The 18073-nt window shown below is 61.4% G+C and carries 19 protein-coding genes and 1 tRNA gene; 17 read left to right on the top strand and 3 right to left on the bottom strand.

Annotated elements, in window-relative coordinates:
- The first annotated feature begins 421 nt into the window (after positions 1 to 421).
- From crcB to nikR, 17 genes are all read left to right on the top strand, one after another.
- Positions 422 to 826, top strand: a complete 405-nt coding sequence (gene crcB, locus NDI72_RS08100) for a fluoride efflux transporter CrcB (protein WP_113154169.1) — start codon at positions 422 to 424, stop codon at positions 824 to 826.
- Positions 827 to 1178: 352 nt separating this feature from the next.
- Positions 1179 to 1481 (top strand): urease subunit gamma, encoded by a 303-nt coding sequence (locus NDI72_RS08095; RefSeq protein WP_113154170.1) that lies wholly within the window; start codon positions 1179 to 1181, stop codon positions 1479 to 1481.
- A gap of 26 nt (positions 1482 to 1507) precedes the next feature.
- The gene (locus tag NDI72_RS08090) at positions 1508 to 1915 is read left to right on the top strand and encodes an urease subunit beta (RefSeq protein ID WP_113154171.1); all 408 of its coding nucleotides are present in this window, start codon (positions 1508 to 1510) and stop codon (positions 1913 to 1915) included.
- A gap of 37 nt (positions 1916 to 1952) precedes the next feature.
- The gene (locus NDI72_RS08085) at positions 1953 to 3671 is read left to right on the top strand and encodes an urease subunit alpha (protein WP_113154172.1); all 1719 of its coding nucleotides are present in this window, start codon (positions 1953 to 1955) and stop codon (positions 3669 to 3671) included.
- A gap of 170 nt (positions 3672 to 3841) precedes the next feature.
- Positions 3842 to 4411 carry an urease accessory protein UreE gene (locus tag NDI72_RS08080; RefSeq protein WP_113154173.1) on the top strand — a complete coding sequence of 190 codons (570 nt, stop codon included), beginning with the start codon at positions 3842 to 3844 and terminating at the stop codon, positions 4409 to 4411.
- Positions 4412 to 4459: 48 nt separating this feature from the next.
- Entirely contained in the window at positions 4460 to 5140 is a 681-nt protein-coding gene (locus tag NDI72_RS08075; protein WP_283800164.1) for an urease accessory protein UreF, read from the top strand.
- A gap of 27 nt (positions 5141 to 5167) precedes the next feature.
- Positions 5168 to 5818: an urease accessory protein UreG gene (gene ureG / locus NDI72_RS08070; RefSeq protein WP_113154174.1), complete on the top strand. Its 651-nt coding sequence runs from the start codon at positions 5168 to 5170 to the stop codon at positions 5816 to 5818.
- Positions 5819 to 5822: 4 nt separating this feature from the next.
- Positions 5823 to 6758 carry an urease accessory protein UreD gene (locus tag NDI72_RS08065; protein ID WP_283800163.1) on the top strand — a complete coding sequence of 312 codons (936 nt, stop codon included), beginning with the start codon at positions 5823 to 5825 and terminating at the stop codon, positions 6756 to 6758.
- A gap of 21 nt (positions 6759 to 6779) precedes the next feature.
- Entirely contained in the window at positions 6780 to 7778 is a 999-nt protein-coding gene (yut, locus tag NDI72_RS08060) for an urea transporter (RefSeq protein WP_283800162.1), read from the top strand.
- A gap of 167 nt (positions 7779 to 7945) precedes the next feature.
- Positions 7946 to 9190 (top strand): ArsB/NhaD family transporter, encoded by a 1245-nt coding sequence (locus tag NDI72_RS08055; protein ID WP_283800161.1) that lies wholly within the window; start codon positions 7946 to 7948, stop codon positions 9188 to 9190.
- Between the two features lie 72 nt (positions 9191 to 9262).
- On the top strand, positions 9263 to 10612 hold the full coding sequence (gene clcA, locus NDI72_RS08050) for a H(+)/Cl(-) exchange transporter ClcA (protein WP_283800160.1): 1350 nt from the start codon (positions 9263 to 9265) through the stop codon (positions 10610 to 10612).
- A gap of 255 nt (positions 10613 to 10867) precedes the next feature.
- The gene (locus tag NDI72_RS08045) at positions 10868 to 12442 is read left to right on the top strand and encodes an ABC transporter substrate-binding protein (protein ID WP_283800159.1); all 1575 of its coding nucleotides are present in this window, start codon (positions 10868 to 10870) and stop codon (positions 12440 to 12442) included.
- Complete coding sequence (locus NDI72_RS08040; RefSeq protein WP_224873272.1) at positions 12435 to 13454, top strand: ABC transporter permease; 1020 nt, start codon at positions 12435 to 12437, stop codon at positions 13452 to 13454. Before NDI72_RS08045 ends, NDI72_RS08040 begins: the two co-directional genes overlap by 8 nt.
- Complete coding sequence (locus NDI72_RS08035) at positions 13447 to 14313, top strand: ABC transporter permease (protein WP_206554332.1); 867 nt, start codon at positions 13447 to 13449, stop codon at positions 14311 to 14313. The genes NDI72_RS08040 and NDI72_RS08035 overlap by 8 nt, the downstream gene beginning before the upstream one ends.
- On the top strand, positions 14310 to 15107 hold the full coding sequence (locus NDI72_RS08030; protein ID WP_283800158.1) for an ATP-binding cassette domain-containing protein: 798 nt from the start codon (positions 14310 to 14312) through the stop codon (positions 15105 to 15107). The genes NDI72_RS08035 and NDI72_RS08030 overlap by 4 nt, the downstream gene beginning before the upstream one ends.
- Complete coding sequence (locus tag NDI72_RS08025) at positions 15100 to 15687, top strand: ABC transporter ATP-binding protein (RefSeq protein ID WP_206544617.1); 588 nt, start codon at positions 15100 to 15102, stop codon at positions 15685 to 15687. The genes NDI72_RS08030 and NDI72_RS08025 overlap by 8 nt, the downstream gene beginning before the upstream one ends.
- Before the next feature lie 60 nt (positions 15688 to 15747).
- Positions 15748 to 16158 (top strand): nickel-responsive transcriptional regulator NikR, encoded by a 411-nt coding sequence (gene nikR, locus NDI72_RS08020; protein WP_283800157.1) that lies wholly within the window; start codon positions 15748 to 15750, stop codon positions 16156 to 16158.
- Positions 16159 to 16236: 78 nt separating this feature from the next.
- Here the strand turns inward: nikR and NDI72_RS08015 are convergent.
- From NDI72_RS08015 to NDI72_RS08005, 3 genes are all read right to left on the bottom strand, one after another.
- Positions 16237 to 16312, bottom strand: a tRNA-Phe gene (locus NDI72_RS08015).
- Between the two features lie 153 nt (positions 16313 to 16465).
- Positions 16466 to 17311 carry an ABC transporter permease gene (locus NDI72_RS08010; RefSeq protein ID WP_206546971.1) on the bottom strand — a complete coding sequence of 282 codons (846 nt, stop codon included), beginning with the start codon at positions 17309 to 17311 and terminating at the stop codon, positions 16466 to 16468.
- Entirely contained in the window at positions 17301 to 18071 is a 771-nt protein-coding gene (locus tag NDI72_RS08005) for an ABC transporter ATP-binding protein (RefSeq protein WP_206554755.1), read from the bottom strand. The genes NDI72_RS08010 and NDI72_RS08005 overlap by 11 nt, the downstream gene beginning before the upstream one ends.
- Between the last annotated feature and the right edge of the window lie 2 nt (positions 18072 to 18073).

Below are 18073 nucleotides of genomic sequence, written 5' to 3'. Positions count from 1 at the left end.
TGCAAGAAGGCAGGGCCGGTGAAAACCGTCATTTCTCGTGAAGCGGCTAAAAAGCGGCGATACCTGTAAGATTTGGTCAGTATTCGTCAGAATTTGCAGGAATTCGCTGGCCGGACATGGCCCCGAAGTCGGTTTGCGCATCCTTGGGCGCCTTTTCGACGGCCTGGAGGGGCGGGTGGAGTGTGTGAGTCGCTTACGCTTTTTGGAATGCGACGCTGTCAATACGTATGGATACCAGTTTTTGAGAATAGACCAGTCGACATATATCGGTTTATATTAAATGGTTGTTTAATTGTATATTTTCAAGTTTTATTTAGGTGATCAAGTATATTCAAAATTCCACATGAATTCATTGCGCGTGTGAGTCCGGTGTATTAATGGTTTACATAGGCAATGGATTTCAGTGGGGCTTGCTGGGTCGATGAATTACTTTTCTCTCGCGCTTCTTGTCGCTTTCGGCGGAGCCGTTGGCTCGGTTGGGCGCTGGTCTGTCGGGCTTCTCGCCAACCGCATCTGGGGCGATGCTTTTCCCTGGGGCACGATGATCGTGAACATCATCGGTTCTTTCGTGATCGGTGTTGCTGTCGAGATCATATCGCGCGCCGCCGTCAGTTCTGCAGAGTGGCGGGCCCTTGTCGTTACCGGCGTTCTGGGCGGCTTCACGACATTCTCCTCGTTCTCGCTTGATACGATCCAGTTGATCGACAAGGGCGAAAGCCTTGCCGCCTTCTACTACGTCTTCATCACGATCGTCGTTTCGTTCGGATTTGCGTTCATTGGCGTGCACGCCGCCAAGTTGTATTTCAACGGAGTGCAAGCGTTTTAGTATATGTATGGCGTTTTTCTGCGTTAACCTCTGGTTAATCAATAAAAAAATGAAAAACGCTTGTATGCATTTTGTATTCCATGGCAGGTATTAGAGGGTTTTTGAAGGAGGGTGGCTTTTACGTGGCGGCGCGACGTTCGCCTTGGGTGTTTTTACAATCAAGCGGGCTGTTTTGTCTGCTTTGAGCGATAAAAGCATTTGGGAGGTGTGTCGCTAAATCGTCGTCAAACAGCTCTGATCCGGAGGCGTTGCGCTTTTTCTGGATCTGCGGCTGGCAGGGATTGTCTGCATGTCGGTGCCCCACCGACCTGCGCGACGTGCAAGTTTATCCATTCTGACAGGGAAGAAGTACATGCACTTTACACCAAGAGAGATCGACAAGCTTCTGATTTACACGCTTGCGCAGGTCGCTCAGCAGCGGAAGGATCAGGGGCTGAAGCTCAATCACCCCGAGACCGTTTCGCTCATTTCCGTGGCCGCTCTCAACGGCGCGCGCGCCGGCAAGACCGTCGAGGAAGTGATGGAGATCGCCCGCAAGGAGATCACCCGCGACGATGTGATGGAAGGCGTCGTCGAGATGATTCCTTTCGTGCAGGTGGAAGCCGTGTTCACCGATGGTAGCCGGCTTGTGACGATCCACGATCCTATCCAGTAGTGCGTGCCGCGAAGGGAGCTTCTTAAATGACCGAACAGAAAAAAACGCCAGTCGGCGGACTGGTGCTTGGCGAAGGCGACATTGAAATCAATGCCGGCTACCCGACCACGGACCTGAAGGTGCGCAACACGGGCGACCGTCCGATCCAGGTTGGTTCCCACTTTCATTTCTTCGAAGTGAACGCCGCTCTGGAATTCGACCGCGAGCAGGCCTTCGGAAAACGCCTGAACATCCCTGCCACGACAGCCCTGCGCTTCGAGCCGGGCGATGAAAAGGAAGTCACGCTGGTCCCGTATCAGGGCAAGCAGCGCGCCATCGGCTTCAACGGCCTCGTCAATGGCTGGGTCGGCGACGAGAGCTACGACGATTCCCGTCCGCGTCTCGCCGATGCCATGGAGCGCGTCGAGCGGTACGGCTTCAAGACGGAAAAATAATCGCCCGGGCGCAATCTCGTTTTACAGGACTTATGAAATGGCAAAGATTTCCAGGCAGCAGTATTCCGACCTTTACGGACCGACGACCGGCGACAAGATCCGCCTCGGTGATACCGATCTCTACATCGAGATCGAGGAAGACCTGCGCGTCTACGGTGAAGAGGCCGTCTATGGCGGCGGCAAGACGCTGCGCGACGGCATGGGCTTCGACAATGAGCTGACCAGCGCCGCCGGCGCGCCCGACCTCGTCATCACCAACGTCACCATCGTTGACGCGGTGCAGGGCGTTATCAAGGCCGATGTCGGCATCAAGAACGGTCTGGTCTGCGCCATCGGCAAGGCCGGCAACCCGGCGATCATGTCGGGCGTCACGGCCGGTCTCGCGCTTGGACCGGGCACCGATGCAATCTCCGGCGAGCACCTGATCCTCACGGCCGGCGGCATCGATGCGCACGTGCACTTCATCTCCCCGCAGCAGGCCGAGGCCGCGCTCAGCAATGGCGTGACTTCGCTGTTTGGCGGCGGCATCGGCCCCACCGACGGCACCAATGGCACGACCATCACGCCCGGCACGTGGAACGTGGAGATGATGCTCCGCTCGTTCGACGGCTGGCCGGTCAACGCAGGCGTTCTGGGCAAGGGCAACTGCTCGACCCGTCTGCCGATGGAAGAGCAGCTGCGCGCCGGCGTCATGGGCCTCAAGATCCATGAGGACTGGGGCAGCACGCCGGAAGCGATCCGCACCGCGCTCGGTGTCGCAGACGATTTCGACATCCAGGTTTGCATCCACACCGATACGCTGAACGAAGCCGGCTTCGTGGAAAACACGATCGCCGCTTTCGAGGGCCGCACGATCCACACCTACCACACGGAAGGTGCGGGTGGCGGTCACGCGCCGGACATCATCCGCGTTGCCGGGCAGTCGAACGTCATTCCGAGCTCGACCAACCCGACGCTGCCCTACGGCATCAACTCGCAGGCAGAATTGTTCGACATGACAATGATCTGCCACAACCTCAGCCCGAAGATCCCGACCGACGTTTCGTTCGCGGAGAGCCGTGTTCGCCCGGAAACCATCGCCGCAGAGAACGTGCTGCACGATCTCGGTGCGATCTCCATCCTGTCGAGTGACAGCCAGGCCATGGGCCGTGTCGGCGAAAACTGGGTCCGCGCGATCCAGACCGCAGATCTCATGAAGAAGCGCATGGGAGCCTACGAAGGCGACACGTCCGGCAACGACAATCAGCGCGTGCTGCGCTTTGTCTCCAAGGTCACCATCAACCCGGCCATCGCACAGGGCGTCAGCCATGTGGTGGGCTCGATTGAAGTGGGCAAGATGGCCGATCTGGTTCTCTGGGAGCCGGCATTCTTCGGCGCGAAGCCGAAGATGGTCATCAAGGGCGGTTTCGTCTCCTGGGCGCTGATGGGCGATCCGAACGCATCGCTGCCGACGCCGCAGCCGGTTCGCTACCGTCCGATGTATGGTTCGTTCGGTTCGGCGCTGCCGAAGACGCGCGTCACCTTCACGTCGCAGGCGGCTTACGAAGACGGCATTGTCGACCATTACGAGCTCAAGTCGCACGTGATTCCGGTCCACGGAACGCGCACGATCAGCAAGGACTCGATGGTTCGCAACAGCGCGCTGCCGGTGATCGAGGTGAACCCCGAAACCTTCGCGGTCACCGTCAATGGCAAGCATGCAACCATTGAGCCGGCAACCAGCCTGCCGCTGAACCAGCTCCACTTCTTCAGCTAAGAGACATGACGCCCGCGCAGGAGCTTCGGCTTTTCTGCGCGGGCGTCTCAATACCCTTCACAGAAGTCTGTTTCGGAGAAACGCCGATGCAGTTTCCGCCGCAGCCCGGCGGTTTCGCGGGCATGGCGGACGAATTTTGGCGCAACCGCTACAGCATCCAGGGATAGAAAATGATTCTTGTCGAAAATGCTCTTGGAAACCTGAACGATCCGGTCTGGCAGGAGAAGGCCAAAGACCTGCAGGTGGATTATCTGGCGCTTGAACAGTGGGAAGCCCCCAAAAGCCGTCTGCGCAAGATGAGCGAAGGCGGTGTCGAGATCGCGATTTCGCTGCCGCGTTCGCAGCACCTGCACAATGGCGACATCCTCCACCATGACGAGGCGAAGAACCTCATCGTCGTGGCCCGCATCGCGCTCAAGGAAGTGATGGTGATCGAGCTTGAGAGCCTCGAGAGCCGCACGCCGCAGGAAATCCTGAACATCTGCTTCCAGCTTGGCCATGCGCTCGGCAACCAGCACTGGCCTGCCGTGATCAAGGGAAGCACGGTCTACGTGCCGCTCTCCGTCGACCAGAAGGTCATGGCTTCGGTGATGAAGACCCACGCCATCGAAGGCGTGAAAAGCCATTTTGCGCCGGGCGAGGAAATCGCCGCCAAACTGGACGCAAGCGAAGTGCGCATGCTGTTTGCCGGCGCCGACGCAACGCCGCACCATCACCACCACCACGTGCACGAACACTGAAGGCCGATGGCGGATCGAAAGAAGGGGGCGAAACGCCCGAAGAATGACATGCTGCTTTTGTCGCGGCTGCTGCAATTCTCCGACTCGACGCTTCCGGTTGGTTCGTTCGCGTTTTCGAATGGCCTGGAATCGGCGCTGCAGACCGAGGTTGTCACCGATGCTGACAGCCTCCAGCGCTTCGTCGAGGTTGTTCTGCGGCAGGCGGCCCACATGGACGGGATCGCCCTGCTGCACGCGCACCGGGCCATCACCGCGGGTGACTATGACGGCGTTCTGGCGGCAGACCAGGCATTGTGGAACCGGCGCGTCGGCGAAGAGCAGCAGCTCATGCTCGCCCGCATGGGCCGCAAGCTTGCCGAACTGTCGCTGAAGATCAGTGCGTTTCCGCATCTCGAGCGCTGGCTGGCCGGGATCAAGGCAGGCGAAACGCCCGGCTGTTTCCCGATCGGTCAGGCCATGGCTTTTGCGCAGCTCGGCGCGGACGAGAAGCAGGCTTTCGTCGTTCATCAATATGGCGTCGCCGCGATGATCATGAGCGCGGCAGTGCGCCTCATGCGGATCGACCACCTCGATACCCAGCGCATTCTCTTTGCGGCGCAGGAAAGCGTCGAGGACGAATATGCGAGCGTCTGCGGCCTGGATCTGGAAGAGATGTCCAGCTTCGCGCCCGTCTTCGACGTTCTGGTGGCGCATCACACGACAACACATGTCCGGCTGTTCATGAACTGAGCGGCTGGCTGAAGCAGGATTGGCAAAATGAAGAAAATCACACGCATTGGCATTGGCGGTCCGGTTGGCTCCGGCAAGACGGCCGTGATCGAGACCATCACGCCGCGTTTGCTTGATCTCGGCGTGAAGCCGCTGATCATCACCAACGACGTCGTGACGACCGAAGATGCGAAGCAGGTTCGCCGCACGCTCAAAGGCATCCTCGTCGAGGAAAAGATCGTCGGTGTTGAAACCGGCGCGTGCCCGCACACCGCGGTGCGCGAAGACCCCTCGATGAACATCGCCGCCGTCGAGGAGATGGAAGAGAAGTATCCCGACAGCGACGTGATCCTGATCGAGTCGGGCGGTGACAACCTGACGCTGACCTTCAGCCCGGCGCTTGCCGACTTCTACATCTACGTCATCGACGTGGCCGCAGGCGACAAGATCCCGCGCAAGAATGGCGCCGGTGTCTGCCAGTCCGACATTCTGGTCATCAACAAGACGGACCTGGCTCCCCATGTGGGCGCGGACCTTGGCGTGATGGACCGCGATTCCAAGCTCATGCGCGGCAAGAAGCCGTTTGTCTTCACCAACTGCAAGACCGGTGAAGGCGTCGACGAGCTGATGCAGCTCATCATGGATATGGCGCTGTTCGACGTGAAGCCGGCAGCCAAGGCTGAAGACACGGTAGCGTAACGCCATGGCATTGCACGAACGCCTGCGAAGGCTCGACGATTATCGGGAGCTCAGTGGCTTCAAGACCGAACCTGCGCAGATGCGTGCTGCCGGCCCGGGAAAGATCGGGGAGCTGCGTCTGGGGTTCACCAGGCGCGGCGACCGGTCGGTCCTCTCGGACCTCTACCGCGTGGCCCCGCTGCTCGTGCAGCAGGCGCTCTACTGGGATGAGGCCATGCCGGAATTGCCGATATGCGCGATCATCTCGGTCGGCGGCGGCATCCTGCAGGGCGACCGCTACACGATCGACATTTCGGTCGGTGAGGGGGCCTGCGCGCAGGTCACCTCGCAGGGCGCGAACCGCATTCACCAGATGGACGCCAACTATGCCTCGCAGCATCAGGAGGTTGTCGTCGGCGCGGACGCGTATCTGGAATATCTGCCGGACGTCACCATTCCCTACCGGGATTCCCGCTTCATCAACGACACGGACCTGATCGTCGATGAGAGCGCCACGGTGATCTATGGCGAGATGATGATGACCGGCCGCAAGCATCACCATGCAAGCGAGCGTTTCGGCCTCGATCTCCTCTCCATGTCGGTCAATGTGCGCCGCCCGGACGGGCGCAAGCTCTTCACCGAGAAGGTGCTGATCGAAAAGGGCAACAGCACCGGCGACTTCGCCGCCGTGATGCGCGGCTTCGACGCGTTTGCAAACATCATGTGCCTGACGCCGCCCGAAACGGCCGAGCGCATCAGGGCGCGCATGGACACGAACTGGCCGGATGAGAATCCGCGCGCAATCTCCGGCGTTTCCGCGCTGCCCAACGGGGCGGGGCTGATGCTGCGCGCCGTCGGCATCGAAAGCTACGATGTGCGCCGCGAGGTCAGGCGTTTCTGGAAAGTCGTACGGGAAGAGGCTCGCGGGCGGACACTGCCCGAAGAGTTCCTTTGGCGCTAATCAATCCGTGAGGGGGCTGCTGTGGACGAAAATCGGCAAGGCTTTTTATTTCAGTGCCTGCGTGGCGCAGGGCAGGTGTTCTTCATGGAGAACGCGCTGACGGGTCTGTTGTTTCTGGTGGCGATTGCCTATGCGAGCTTCGCGGGCGGAGACTGGGCGACGACCATCGGCGCGCTTGTCGGTCTGGTGGTGGCAACACTCACGGCAAGGCTGCTTGAGTGCGACGAAGCCTCCATCACGTCCGGCCTGTTTGGCTTTAACGGCATCCTCATCGGCATCGCCATGCCGACCTTTATCACCGCATCGCCGGAACTCTGGTTCTATGTGATTGTCGGGGCGGCCATGAGCACGGTCGTGACCGCCGCCATGGGCGCGACCATCACCAAGAGCTGGGGCATTCCCGGATCGACGGGGCCGTTTGTTCTGACGGGCTGGCTGCTCTTGGCGGGCGCCTATGCGTTCGGTGCGCTCGACATTGCAAGCGAACAGCCAAAACTGGTCTCCGACTATGTGCAGGGCGCGGAGATGATCCCGTCTTCGGTCGAGCTTGTTCAGATCTTCTTCCGGAACATCGGTCAGGTCTTCCTGCTTGGCAACGAGATCAGCGGCGTCATCATCCTCGTCGGTATTCTCATCGCCTCGCGGCCTGCGGGCATCGCGGCAGTGCTTGGCTCTCTGATTGCCATGATCGCCGCCATTGTCCTGCGGGCAGACCCGTCATCGGTCAGCCAGGGGCTCTTTGGTTTCAGTGCGGTGCTCACCGCCATGGCGATCGGCGTGGTGTTCCTCAAGACATCGCCGAAGGTCATTGCCTATGCGCTTATGGCGACGATTGTGACGGTCTTCCTGCAGGGGGCCTATGATGTGCTCATGTCGCCGCTCGGGCTGCCGTCTTTCACGGCCCCTTATGTTCTGACGCTCTATCTCTTCATCGTGCCAAAGAAGCTTCTGGCCCCGCATCCGCACAAGCGTGTGCGCGAGCATCTGGTCGGCAAGGCGGCGGACGCACCGGCGAAGTAGAGAAAACCTGTCTGGCGCACCGCGCCAGCAACGAAGCATCAGGCGAGATGGCCTGATGGTTGATGGCCTGACGGTTGATGGATTGTCAGGCCATCGTCCTGTTTCAAAACTGCAAGTCCTTTTGCCTGCCATGGCTTGTTTCCGTCGGCGGGCCACAGGGGGAAAACGTGGATATCACCGTCATCATCTTCCTGCTGGTCTATCTGGCGCTCATGCTCGGCTATCTTCCGGGCTTTCGCGTCGATCGCACAGGTGCGGCGGTGATTGGCGCGCTCGCCATGATCGGTTTCGGACGGATTTCGCCGGAGGCGGCGTGGGCGGCCATCGACTACCAGACGCTGGGGCTTCTGTTCGGTCTGATGATCGTGTCGGGGGCCTATACGGTTTCGGGCTTCTACCCCTGGGTGGCGGCAAAGGTCGCTTCGATGCAGGTGTCGCCGCCAGCCCTGCTGGCCATTCTGATCGTCACGGGCGGCGCGCTTTCCTCGGTTCTCACCAAGGATGTGGTCGTGGTGGCCATGACGCCGCTTCTGGTCGCGATCACGCTGTCGCGCGGGCTCAATCCGATCCCGTTTCTTCTGGGCTTCTGCTTTGCCGTCAACACCGGGTCCGTCGCCACGATCCTCGGCAGCCCGCAGAACATGATCGCGGCTCAGACGCTGAACCTTTCCTTCACGGGCTTCATGAAGATCGCGCTCGTGCCTGCGCTCATCTCCCTGCCGGTTGTGTGGGCGACCGTCTCGTGGCTTTACCGCAATCGCTGGACGCTGGACACGGTGTCCGCCGGCCCCGCTACCCCTACCGCAGCCCCCGTCGAGAACCCGCCGCTCGACCGCCTCGAAACGCTGAAGGCAGCGGTGATCACCGTCGCCATCATCGCGGCTTTCGTCTTCACTGACTGGCCGCGCGAAATGGTGGCGATGTCGGCGGCAGCGGTCATGCTCGTCAATCGTCGTGTCGCGTCGAAGGATGTTCTGGGAACCGTGGACGGCAATCTGATGCTGCTCCTCACCGGGCTGTTCGTCGTGAACGCCGCTTTGACGGCGACGGGGCTGCCGGAAAAGGTCATTCACGAATTGCAGGCAGCCGGCATCGACTTCTCCGATCCGGCGACCCTCTTTCTGGTCATAACGGGCCTGAGCAATGTGGTTGGCAACAATCCGGCCGTCATGCTTCTGGTGCCGTTCATTCCGCATTCGGGAGAATCGGATGCCCTCGGCGCGGCGCTGGCGCTTGGCACCGGCTTTTCGAGCAACCTGATCGTGTTTGGAAGCCTCGCCGGTATTATCGTCGTGGAGCGCGCAGCCGCTGCTGGCATCAAGATCAGCATGCGGGAATTCTGCCGGGCGGGCATTCCGGTCTCGATCCTGTGTATCGCCCTTGCACTCATCTGGATCGCAATCCTGACATGAGTGGAACGACACAGCATCTCCAACCGTCGATGAACAACGCCGCCAAAAGTCACATGAGTCAAAGTCGCAGCCATGGATAACCCAATCGCAACACTGGACCGGCCGGGACACCGGGGCGCGCAGATGCGCTACATCGCTCTGGCAAGCCTGACAGGCATCCTGACAGGCGCGGTCGGCTCCGTGTTCCACCTGATGATCGACAGGCTGCAGACCTGGCCTCATCTGCTTTCGGCATATGTGGACGGCGCGTCGCTCGTGGTCGCGGCTGCGCTCATAACCATGTGCATCACGCTGCTGGCGGTTTATGTCGTGCGCCGCTATGCGCCCGAGGCGGGCGGCAGTGGCGTGCAGGAAATCGAGGGGGCGATGCAGGGCCTGCGGGTCGTGCGCTGGCGTCGGGTTCTGCCGGTCAAGTTCTTCGCCGGCATTGCTGCGGTCGGCTCTGGACTGGTGCTTGGCCGCGAGGGTCCGACGATCCATATCGGCGCATCGTTCTCGGCGGCCATAACGGATTTCTTCAAGGTCAGCGAGATCGAACGGCGGGGCATGCTGGGCGCAGGTGCCGCGGCAGGTCTTGCATGCGCGTTCGACGCGCCTCTCGCGGCTGTTCTCTTCATCGTGGAAGAGACGCGCCGGCAGTTTCCCTACACGTTCCGCACCTATATGGGCGTGATCGTCGCGGCCTTCCTGGCCACTGTCATGACGCAGATCATCGGCGGCACCGCGCCGGACCTGTCCATGCTGGTCGATAGCCCGGCGGTCTGGATGCTGCCTGCCTTCGTTTTGCTCGGCTGTCTGCTCGGCGTCCTGGGCGTCACGCTCAATGCAGGCCTGTTATGGACCAGCGCGTTTGCAGCGCGCGTCAATGCCCGCGCATCCTATCTCTTTCCCGCAATCGTGGGGCTGGCCATTGGCGCGCTGTTCATTGTGATGCCGATGGCGGTGACCGGCGGCGACAGTGTCATCAAGTCGCTGGCGGCAGACGGTGCAGGTCTGAAAATCCTGCTGATGCTGGCGGTGCTGCGTTTCGTGACCATGGTGACCAGCTATTCGGCGGGAACGCCGGGCGGCATCTTCGCTCCCATGCTGGCGCTTTCCATGTGTGTCGGTCTCGCCTTTGGTGAGGTCATGACATTCGCCGTGCCGCATGACGCGATGGTTCCGCTGGCCTTCGGCATCGCCGCCATGGGCGGGCTGTTCTCCGCCTCCGTGCGGGCGCCTGTCGTCGGCGTGGCGCTGACGCTGGAGCTGACCGGCTCTTACACGATGGTGATGCCGCTGATCGCCACCTGCGTGACGGCCAATATGGTGGCGCAGTGGATTGGCGGGCGGCCGATCTATGATCTGCTTCTTGAAAAGACACTCATGCAGGCCGGCATCGACCCGAGAAAGAAGGGGGAAGACAGCACCGGTCTGGCGTGATGATTAATTGATTTTCTGAGAAATGAACCTGCATTGGAAATTCCGGAAAAGTCAGAAAAATTCCCGATTTCTCTGCCGATTTTCTGATTTTTACGCGCGTTTTGAGCCGTTTTTCTGAATTCTCGGAATGGATGAAAATCTGAACAAAACGCGCCGTGAAGCGAATTCAGAAAGTATGATGTTTTTCTATTGACGTCATACTTTCTGTTGGTAGCTTGCAGGCCGGCATGAAATTGATTTGAGGGGCATTTGTAGATGAATCGCAGTTTCGCGGGCTGGGCCGGTCTTTTATTCTTTTCAACAAGCTCCCTGATTGCCGGCGCTCCGGCATTCGCCAAGAATGATCTTGTTCTGGCAATCGGCGGCGAGCCGGACACGGGCTACGACCCGCTTCTTGGCTGGGGCCGTTATGGCCATCCGCTGTTCCAGTCGACCCTCTTGCGCCGCGATGCGGATCTGAACACGGTCCCTGATCTGGCGACCGAATGGAAACTGTCCGACGACCGGCTGGTCTGGACCGTGACCCTGCGTGCGGGCGTGGTCTTTTCCGACGGCACGCCGCTCACGGCGGAAGACGTCGCGTTCACGTTCAATGAGGCTGCTTCGGCTGGCGGCGCACTTGACCTGACGGTGATGGAAAAGGCCGAGGCGGTTGACGATCTGACCGTCAGGATCGAACTGAAGCGCCCCTGGGTGACGTTCTCGGAAAACTTCTATTCGCTGGGCATCGTCCCGTCGGACAGTTACGGGCAGGGCTATGCCCGCAACCCGGTCGGGTCCGGTCCCTACAGGCTGGTTTCGTGGACCGAGGGCGAACAGCTCATCGTTGAAGCCAATCCCGACTATTACGGCCCGAAATCGCCGTTCGAGCGGCTGACATTCGTCTTCACCGGAGAGGATGCCGGGCTTGCCGCAGCGCGCGCCGGTCAGGTGGACATGGTGTCTGTTCCCGCCCTCATGGCCGATGACATGATCGACGGCTTCAAGCGCCTCCAGGTGATGTCCGTTGACAATCGCGGACTGACCTTCCCGATGCAGGCGCCGGGCGAGGTGAATGCACAGGGAGAGGCCGTGGGCAATGCGGTGACCTCCGATCCCGCCATTCGCCGGGCGATCAATCTCGGTGTGGATCGTGAGCAGCTCGTCGAGGTGGTGCTGAATGGTTTCGGCAGGCCCGCAGCCGGACCGGCCGATGGCATGCCGTGGTCGAACGCCGATGCCGCCGTGACATACGCTCCCGACGAAGCGCGGGCGATGCTGGATGCGGCCGGCTGGCTGGTGGGCGATGACGGCTTTCGCGCGAAGGATGGCGTGAAGGCGGGTTTCAAGATCTATTACCCGGCGTCCGATGCGGTGCGTCAGGCGCTGACCGTCGTGGTGGCCGAGCAGCTCAAAGCGCTCGGAATCAACGCGCAGCCCACCGGCGCGTCCTGGGAGCAGATCGAGCGTTTCGCCCATCAGGAACCGGTGATGCTGGGATGGGGCAGCCACAGCCCGCTGGAAGTCTACAGCCTCTACAATTCCGACTGGGGTGGTGTGGGTTTCTACAATCCGGGCTATTTTTCCGACACGGTCGTGGACGCGCATCTGGCCGCCGCCCAGCAGGCGGCGACGCTGGAGGCCTCCTATCCCCACTGGCAGGCGGCGGAGTGGGATGGCGAGACCGGGTTTTCGGCGCGCGGCCTTGCCGGCTGGGCGTGGCTCGTCAATCTGGACCACATCTATTTCACGAATGAGTGCCTCGATATCGGCAAGACGCAGATTGAGCCACACGGGCATGGCTGGCCGATCACAACCATGATCGATCAGTGGGCCTGGACGTGTGACTAGGCCGTTAGCGCAATCTCTCGCTGTCGGGCTGGCCTACAGGCTGGGGCGGCTTGCCGTCGTCCTGCTGCTGGTCGCGGCAGTGGCGTTTTCGCTGGCGAAAATCTCTCCCATCGACCCGGTCAACGCCTATCTCGGCGATGACATTGCGCGGGTCGGGCCGGAGCAGAAGGCGCTGATTGCGGAGCGGTGGGGCCTGAACGAGGCCCCGCTGACGCAGTTCGTTCGATGGGCGCAGAACATCCTCCGGGGCGATCTCGGCTATTCGATGATCTACAACGCCCCGGTTTCGGAGGTGATCGCCAGCCGCTTCTGGACCTCGCTTCCGCTCGTCGGGCTGGCGTGGCTTCTGTCCGGCATTCTGGGTTTTGCGCTGGGTGTCGTGGCCGGCGCGAATTCCGGGTCGTGGATCGACCGGGTGATCCGCGTCTATGCCTATGTTCTTTCCTGCGCGCCGACCTTCTGGATCGCGATCCTTCTGCTGCTCGCCTTTGCTGTCTTTCTTGGATGGGCGCCGGTGTGTTGCGCGGGGCCAATCGGTGTCGTGCCGGAGGACGTCACCTTCTCAGACCGGCTGCGCCACCTCGCCCTGCCGCTGGCGGCGCTGACAGTTTTCGGCGTTTCGCAGGTGGCGCTGCACACGCGCGCCAAGATGATCGAGATCCTCAACCTCGATGCCGCGCTCTATGCCCGCGCACAGGGCGCGACGAAGCTGGACATCGTTCTGAGGCACGGGCTGCGCAATGCCGCGCTTCCCGCCGTGACCATTCTGTTTGCCTCGCTGGGAGAGTTGTTTGGCGGCTCCATTCTGGCGGAGCAGGTGTTCTCCTATCCAGGGCTCGGGCAGGCGACGGTTGCCGCCGGCATCAAGGGAGACGTGCCGCTGCTTCTGGCGATCACGCTTTGCCTGACGCTGTTCGTTTCCGTAGGTAACATGATTGCGGACATGCTGTACCGCCTCGTCGACCCGCGCATTCGCGATGGCGACCTTTTGACGGGAGGCGATCATGGCTGAGCTCGGTGAGCGGCAGAGCCTTGAACCGCTGATTCTTCCGCGCATGGACAACCGTGTTCGCTCATTCGCCGCCGCTGCGGTGTGCCTGCTTTTGATCCTGTTGATCCCGGTGGCAGCGCTCATGGCTGGAAGTGCGGGCGTCGCGCCGGACTTTACGGCACGCCTTGTCCCGCCGGACTGGGCCCACTGGTTCGGTACGGACCAGATGGGACGCGACATGTTTGCGCGCACCGCCAAGGCGCTGACGACCAGCCTCTGGGTCGGGCTGTTCGCATCGGCCTGTTCCGTTCTCATCGCGGTTGTGATGGTTCTGGTTTCAGCCGCGTCCGGCCGCTGGATGGATGCGCTGGTGTCGCTTGCAATCGACGCCACGATCGGCCTTCCGCATCTGGTGCTGCTGATCCTGATCTGCTTTGCGCTGGGCGGCGGACCTTTCGCGGTGACGCTCGCCCTGGCGCTGACGCACTGGCCGCGTCTGGCGCGCATCCTGCGTGCGGAGGTCATGCAGATAAAGCAGGCGGATTACATCATTTCGGCCCGCCATTTCGGAAAGTCGTGGGCGGCCATCGCAGTCGGCCATGTTCTGCCGCAGCTGGTGCCGCAGATGCTGGTGGGGTTCGTCCTGATGGTTCCCCATGCGATCCTGCATGAGGCAAGCCTGACCTTTCTAGGCTTCGGCCTTGAGCCGACCTCGCCGGCCATCGGTGTGATGCTGGCCGATTCCATGCGCTATCTGACTGCCGGAAAATGGTGGCTTGGCCTGTTTCCGGGGCTGTGCCTGCTCCTGTTCGTTCTGTGCTTCGATGCGGTGGGCAACGGGTTGCGGCTGATCTTCGACCCGAGAACGGCGCAGACATGACGCTTCTTTCCTTCAGCGGCTTCGGCCTGTCGTTTCGGCGCTATCATGGGCTTCTCGCCTCCTGCGGGACACCGGTTCTCAACGACATTGCCTTCACCATCGGGCGCGGGGAGGTGGTGGCGCTTGTCGGTGCGTCCGGCAGCGGCAAAAGCCTGATCGCACATGCGGCCTTCGGCATTCTTCCGCCCAATGCCCGCATGCATGGGAGCATTCGTCTGGACGGTCAGCCGGTGGACGAGCGCACTCTCCCCGCATTGCGTGGCCGGCGCATGGCGCTCGTGCCGCAATCCATCAGCCATCTGGAGCCGCTGGCGCGGTGCGCGAAGCAGTTGCGCTGGGCGGCGCGGCGGGCAGGGCGGCCCACCGACAGGGAGACGCTTGCGCTCCATCTTCAGGCTTTCGGGCTGGATGGAGATGCGGCAAAAGCCTTTCCTCACCAGCTTTCCGGCGGCATGGCGCGCCGCATGATGATGGCCATCGCGACGGTTGGCGACGCGGATCTGCTCATCGCCGATGAGCCGACCAGCGGGCTGGATGACGAGAACGCCGAAATCGTGCTGTCGAAACTGCGGGGGCTGGCGTATCAGGAGAAGGGCGTGCTTCTGATAACGCATTCGCTGGCTGCCGCGTTGCCCTATGCCGACCGGGTATGTCTCATCCGCAATGGAAGGATGGAGGGCGAGGAAGCGGCCTGCGCGTTTGATGGCGCGGGAGAGGGCTTGCGCAGCGCATACGCCCGCGCCCTGTGGCAGGCCCTGCCACAGAACGGCTTTCAGGTGGCGCAACATGCTTGAAGCAAGGGATGTCTGTTTCTCCTACGGCGTGGCAGGGCGCGTGCTCGATCATGTGAGCCTTGCGGTTCGCCCCGGCGAGGTGGTCGGCCTCACGGGCAGGTCCGGGGTCGGCAAATCGACACTGGGGCGCATTCTTTCAGGTCACTACCGGCCGTTGTCCGGGCGGGTCATCATCGACGGTGAGCCGCATGCGCGCGGGTTCAATCCGGTTCAGTATCTTTCTCAGTCGCCGGCCTTCTCGGTTGATCCGCGCTGGACTGTCGGCAGGGTCATCAGCGAGGCCTGGCGTCCTGACGAAGCCATGCTGCGCGCCTTCGGCGTCTCAGAGGCGTGGTATGACCGCTATCCGCATGAAATCTCCGGCGGGGAGCTGCAGCGGGTCGCCGTGCTGCGCGCGCTTGCGCCTGGCACGCGCTATCTCGTTGCCGATGAGATATCCGCACCGCTCGATCCCCTCACGCAGGCGCAGATCTGGATGGCCCTGCTAGCGCATGCGCAGAAAAACGGGCTTGGGATGCTTGTTATCAGCCATGACAGGCCCTTGCTTCGCCGCATCGCAGGCCGCATTCTCGACCTGTGATTATCTTCCGCCCGTCAGCCTTTTCCGGCATGGCGGCTTTACCGTGATTGAGGGCGAGCAATGCGACGCATAACCGTTACGCTGGATGACGACCTGATGGATGAGCTCGATCAGGTTGTGCGTGAGCGCGGTTATCAGAATCGCTCGGAGGCGATTCGCGACCTGACACGGCAGGGCATGCAGCAGACCCTTTTGAAAACGGGGTCGCAGAAAAGCTGCATCGGCGTTCTGAGCTATGTCTATGACCATGAGGCGCGGGATCTGGCGAAGCGGCTGACCAACGCGTTTCATCATGCCCACGAACTCTCGGTCGCGAGCATGCATGTGCATCTCGACCATGACCGATGCCTTGAAATCAGCATCCTCAAGGGGCTGCCGGACGATGTTAAGCGGCTTGCAGAGCATGTGATCGCCGAACGGTATGTCATGCATGGAAAGCTCAGCCTCATTCCGAATTCATCAGAAGACTGAGGTGTTTCAGAGCTGACGGTCGGCTTCTGCGCGAGAAGTGTGCGTTGACTTGATGTGATCGGAGACGCTGAAGGGGAGTGGTGCCCAGACGCGGATTCGAACCACGGACACGCGGATTTTCAATCCGCTGCTCTACCAACTGAGCTATCTGGGCAAACCCTGCTTCACGGTGCCGGTGCAGATATTTCTACAAGGCGAGGCGGTGTTGGTTTCCGCCGGAAGCGCGTGGTTTATAGCACGAGATTTTTTGCTGGCAAGCGCCCTTCTGTCGATTTGCGAAGAGTTTTTTCACAAGCGGCAAAAAGGCTCATGTTCTCCACGAAAGCAGACGCTTCTCCAGCTTGCCGATCAGCCACGCAATGATGAGGCCGATGAGCGACAGGAGCGCCACGCCCGCAATGAGCTGATCCAGCGCGAAAAGCGCGCCGGCCATGAGGATATAGGCCCCGACGCCGAATTCCGCGCCGATCATCTCGGCGGCGACCAGAAGCACGATGGCGATGGAGGCGGAGATGCGGAAGCCGGACAGGATGGCCGGCATTGCGCCTGGCAGGATGATCTTGCGCACGATGGATAGCCACGACATGCCGAAGGACTGGCCCATGCGAATCAGATTGCGGTCCACATTGTCGACGCCGCCATAGGTGGCGATCACGGTCGGGAAGAAGGTGCCGAACAGGATCGTAGCCACCTTGGAGCCTTCGCCGATGCCGAACCAGATGATGAAGAGCGGCAGGAGCGCGATCTTCGGCACCGGGAACAGGGCCGAGACGAGCGGCAGAAGCCCGGCGCGGGCAAGCGAGAACAGGCCGATGAACAGGCCGACGGCGATGCCCAGAAGACTGCCCAGCGTCCAGCCGACGACAAGACGGTAGAGGCTCGCGCCGAGATGCTTCCAGAGCATGCCGGTCTGGAAAAGATCGACAAGCGCGCCAAACGCCTCTGACGGGGCTGGCAGCGCAATGGGGCTGATGAAGCCCGAACGCGAGCCCAGCTCCCAGACCGCCAGAATGGCGAGGAAAACGAGCGGGGCGACGGGACCGAGCGAACGGTGAACGAAGCCGCCGCCACGGAAGGGAACCGGGCGCTGGCCGCTCTCATTGGCTGTTGCCGCATCGGTGGCGGGCTGTTCGTGCGTGGCGTCATGCGACATCGGAAATCTCCCTGTCGGCTTCGCGGGCTTCCTCGCGCATGATTTCCCAGACGCGGCGCTGCAGGGTTTCCAGCTCGGCCAGCCGGTCGGCGCGCTCGGCAAGGGGCATGTCGATCTCCACCACGTCGCGGATGCGGCCGGGGCGGCGGGAAAGCACGATGATGCGGCGGCCAAGGCGCACGGCCTCGTTGAGATTGTGCGTCACGTAGCAGGCGGAAAACCGCTCGCGGGTCCACAGCGCAACCAGATCGTCCATCAGGAGTTCGCGGGTCTGGCTGTCGAGTGCGGAGAGCGGTTCGTCCATCAGCATGATGGCCGGCTTGACGGCGAGCGCGCGGGCAATGGCCACGCGCTGCTTCATGCCGCCGGAGAGCTGGCGCGGGAGCGCCTTGGCGAAATCGGAAAGATTGGTGCGGGCAAGCACATCGGCGATGATCGCCCTGCGCTCGGCTGCCGCGATGCCGTGATCTTCCAGAACCAGGCTCACATTGCCTTCCACGCTGCGCCAGGGAAGCAGGGCGAAATCCTGAAAGATGTAGGTGAGGGGGTTGAGCGAGCCATCCGGCTCAGGTCCGGCAAGAAGCGCCTGACCCTGATCGGGCTTTTCCAGTCCGCCGGCAATGCGCAAAAGCGTGGACTTGCCGCAGCCCGAGGGGCCGACAATGCAGACGATTTCGCCGTCATCCACCGTAAGCGAGATGTCATCGAGGACGGTCGTGCCGCCATAGTGGTGGGTGATGTTCTGAAGAAGAAGCTGCATCG

The organism is Nitratireductor sp. GZWM139, from assembly GCF_030068685.1.
GTDB lineage: Bacteria > Pseudomonadota > Alphaproteobacteria > Rhizobiales > Rhizobiaceae > Nitratireductor > Nitratireductor aquimarinus.
Note: the sequence above shows the minus strand (reverse complement) of the source record. Positions and strands in the feature narration are given on the sequence as shown.

Bases quoted from the DNA above. Each gene is read 5' to 3' on its own strand.
- clcA (WP_283800160.1), top strand. From the start codon at position 9,263: ATGGATAACCCAATCGCAACACTGGACCGGCCGGGACACCGGGGCGCG.
- NDI72_RS08005 (WP_206554755.1), bottom strand. From the start codon at position 18,071: ATGCAGCTTCTTCTTCAGAACATCACCCACCACTATGGCGGCACGACC.
- NDI72_RS08030 (WP_283800158.1), top strand. From the start codon at position 14,310: ATGACGCTTCTTTCCTTCAGCGGCTTCGGCCTGTCGTTTCGGCGCTAT.
- NDI72_RS08045 (WP_283800159.1), top strand. From the start codon at position 10,868: ATGAATCGCAGTTTCGCGGGCTGGGCCGGTCTTTTATTCTTTTCAACA.
- NDI72_RS08010 (WP_206546971.1), bottom strand. From the start codon at position 17,311: ATGTCGCATGACGCCACGCACGAACAGCCCGCCACCGATGCGGCAACA.
- NDI72_RS08080 (WP_113154173.1), top strand. From the start codon at position 3,842: ATGATTCTTGTCGAAAATGCTCTTGGAAACCTGAACGATCCGGTCTGG.
- crcB (WP_113154169.1), top strand. From the start codon at position 422: ATGAATTACTTTTCTCTCGCGCTTCTTGTCGCTTTCGGCGGAGCCGTT.
- NDI72_RS08075 (WP_283800164.1), top strand. From the start codon at position 4,460: ATGCTGCTTTTGTCGCGGCTGCTGCAATTCTCCGACTCGACGCTTCCG.
- NDI72_RS08095 (WP_113154170.1), top strand. From the start codon at position 1,179: ATGCACTTTACACCAAGAGAGATCGACAAGCTTCTGATTTACACGCTT.
- NDI72_RS08085 (WP_113154172.1), top strand. From the start codon at position 1,953: ATGGCAAAGATTTCCAGGCAGCAGTATTCCGACCTTTACGGACCGACG.
- NDI72_RS08065 (WP_283800163.1), top strand. From the start codon at position 5,823: ATGGCATTGCACGAACGCCTGCGAAGGCTCGACGATTATCGGGAGCTC.
- NDI72_RS08090 (WP_113154171.1), top strand. From the start codon at position 1,508: ATGACCGAACAGAAAAAAACGCCAGTCGGCGGACTGGTGCTTGGCGAA.
- ureG (WP_113154174.1), top strand. From the start codon at position 5,168: ATGAAGAAAATCACACGCATTGGCATTGGCGGTCCGGTTGGCTCCGGC.
- NDI72_RS08035 (WP_206554332.1), top strand. From the start codon at position 13,447: ATGGCTGAGCTCGGTGAGCGGCAGAGCCTTGAACCGCTGATTCTTCCG.
- NDI72_RS08025 (WP_206544617.1), top strand. From the start codon at position 15,100: ATGCTTGAAGCAAGGGATGTCTGTTTCTCCTACGGCGTGGCAGGGCGC.
- nikR (WP_283800157.1), top strand. From the start codon at position 15,748: ATGCGACGCATAACCGTTACGCTGGATGACGACCTGATGGATGAGCTC.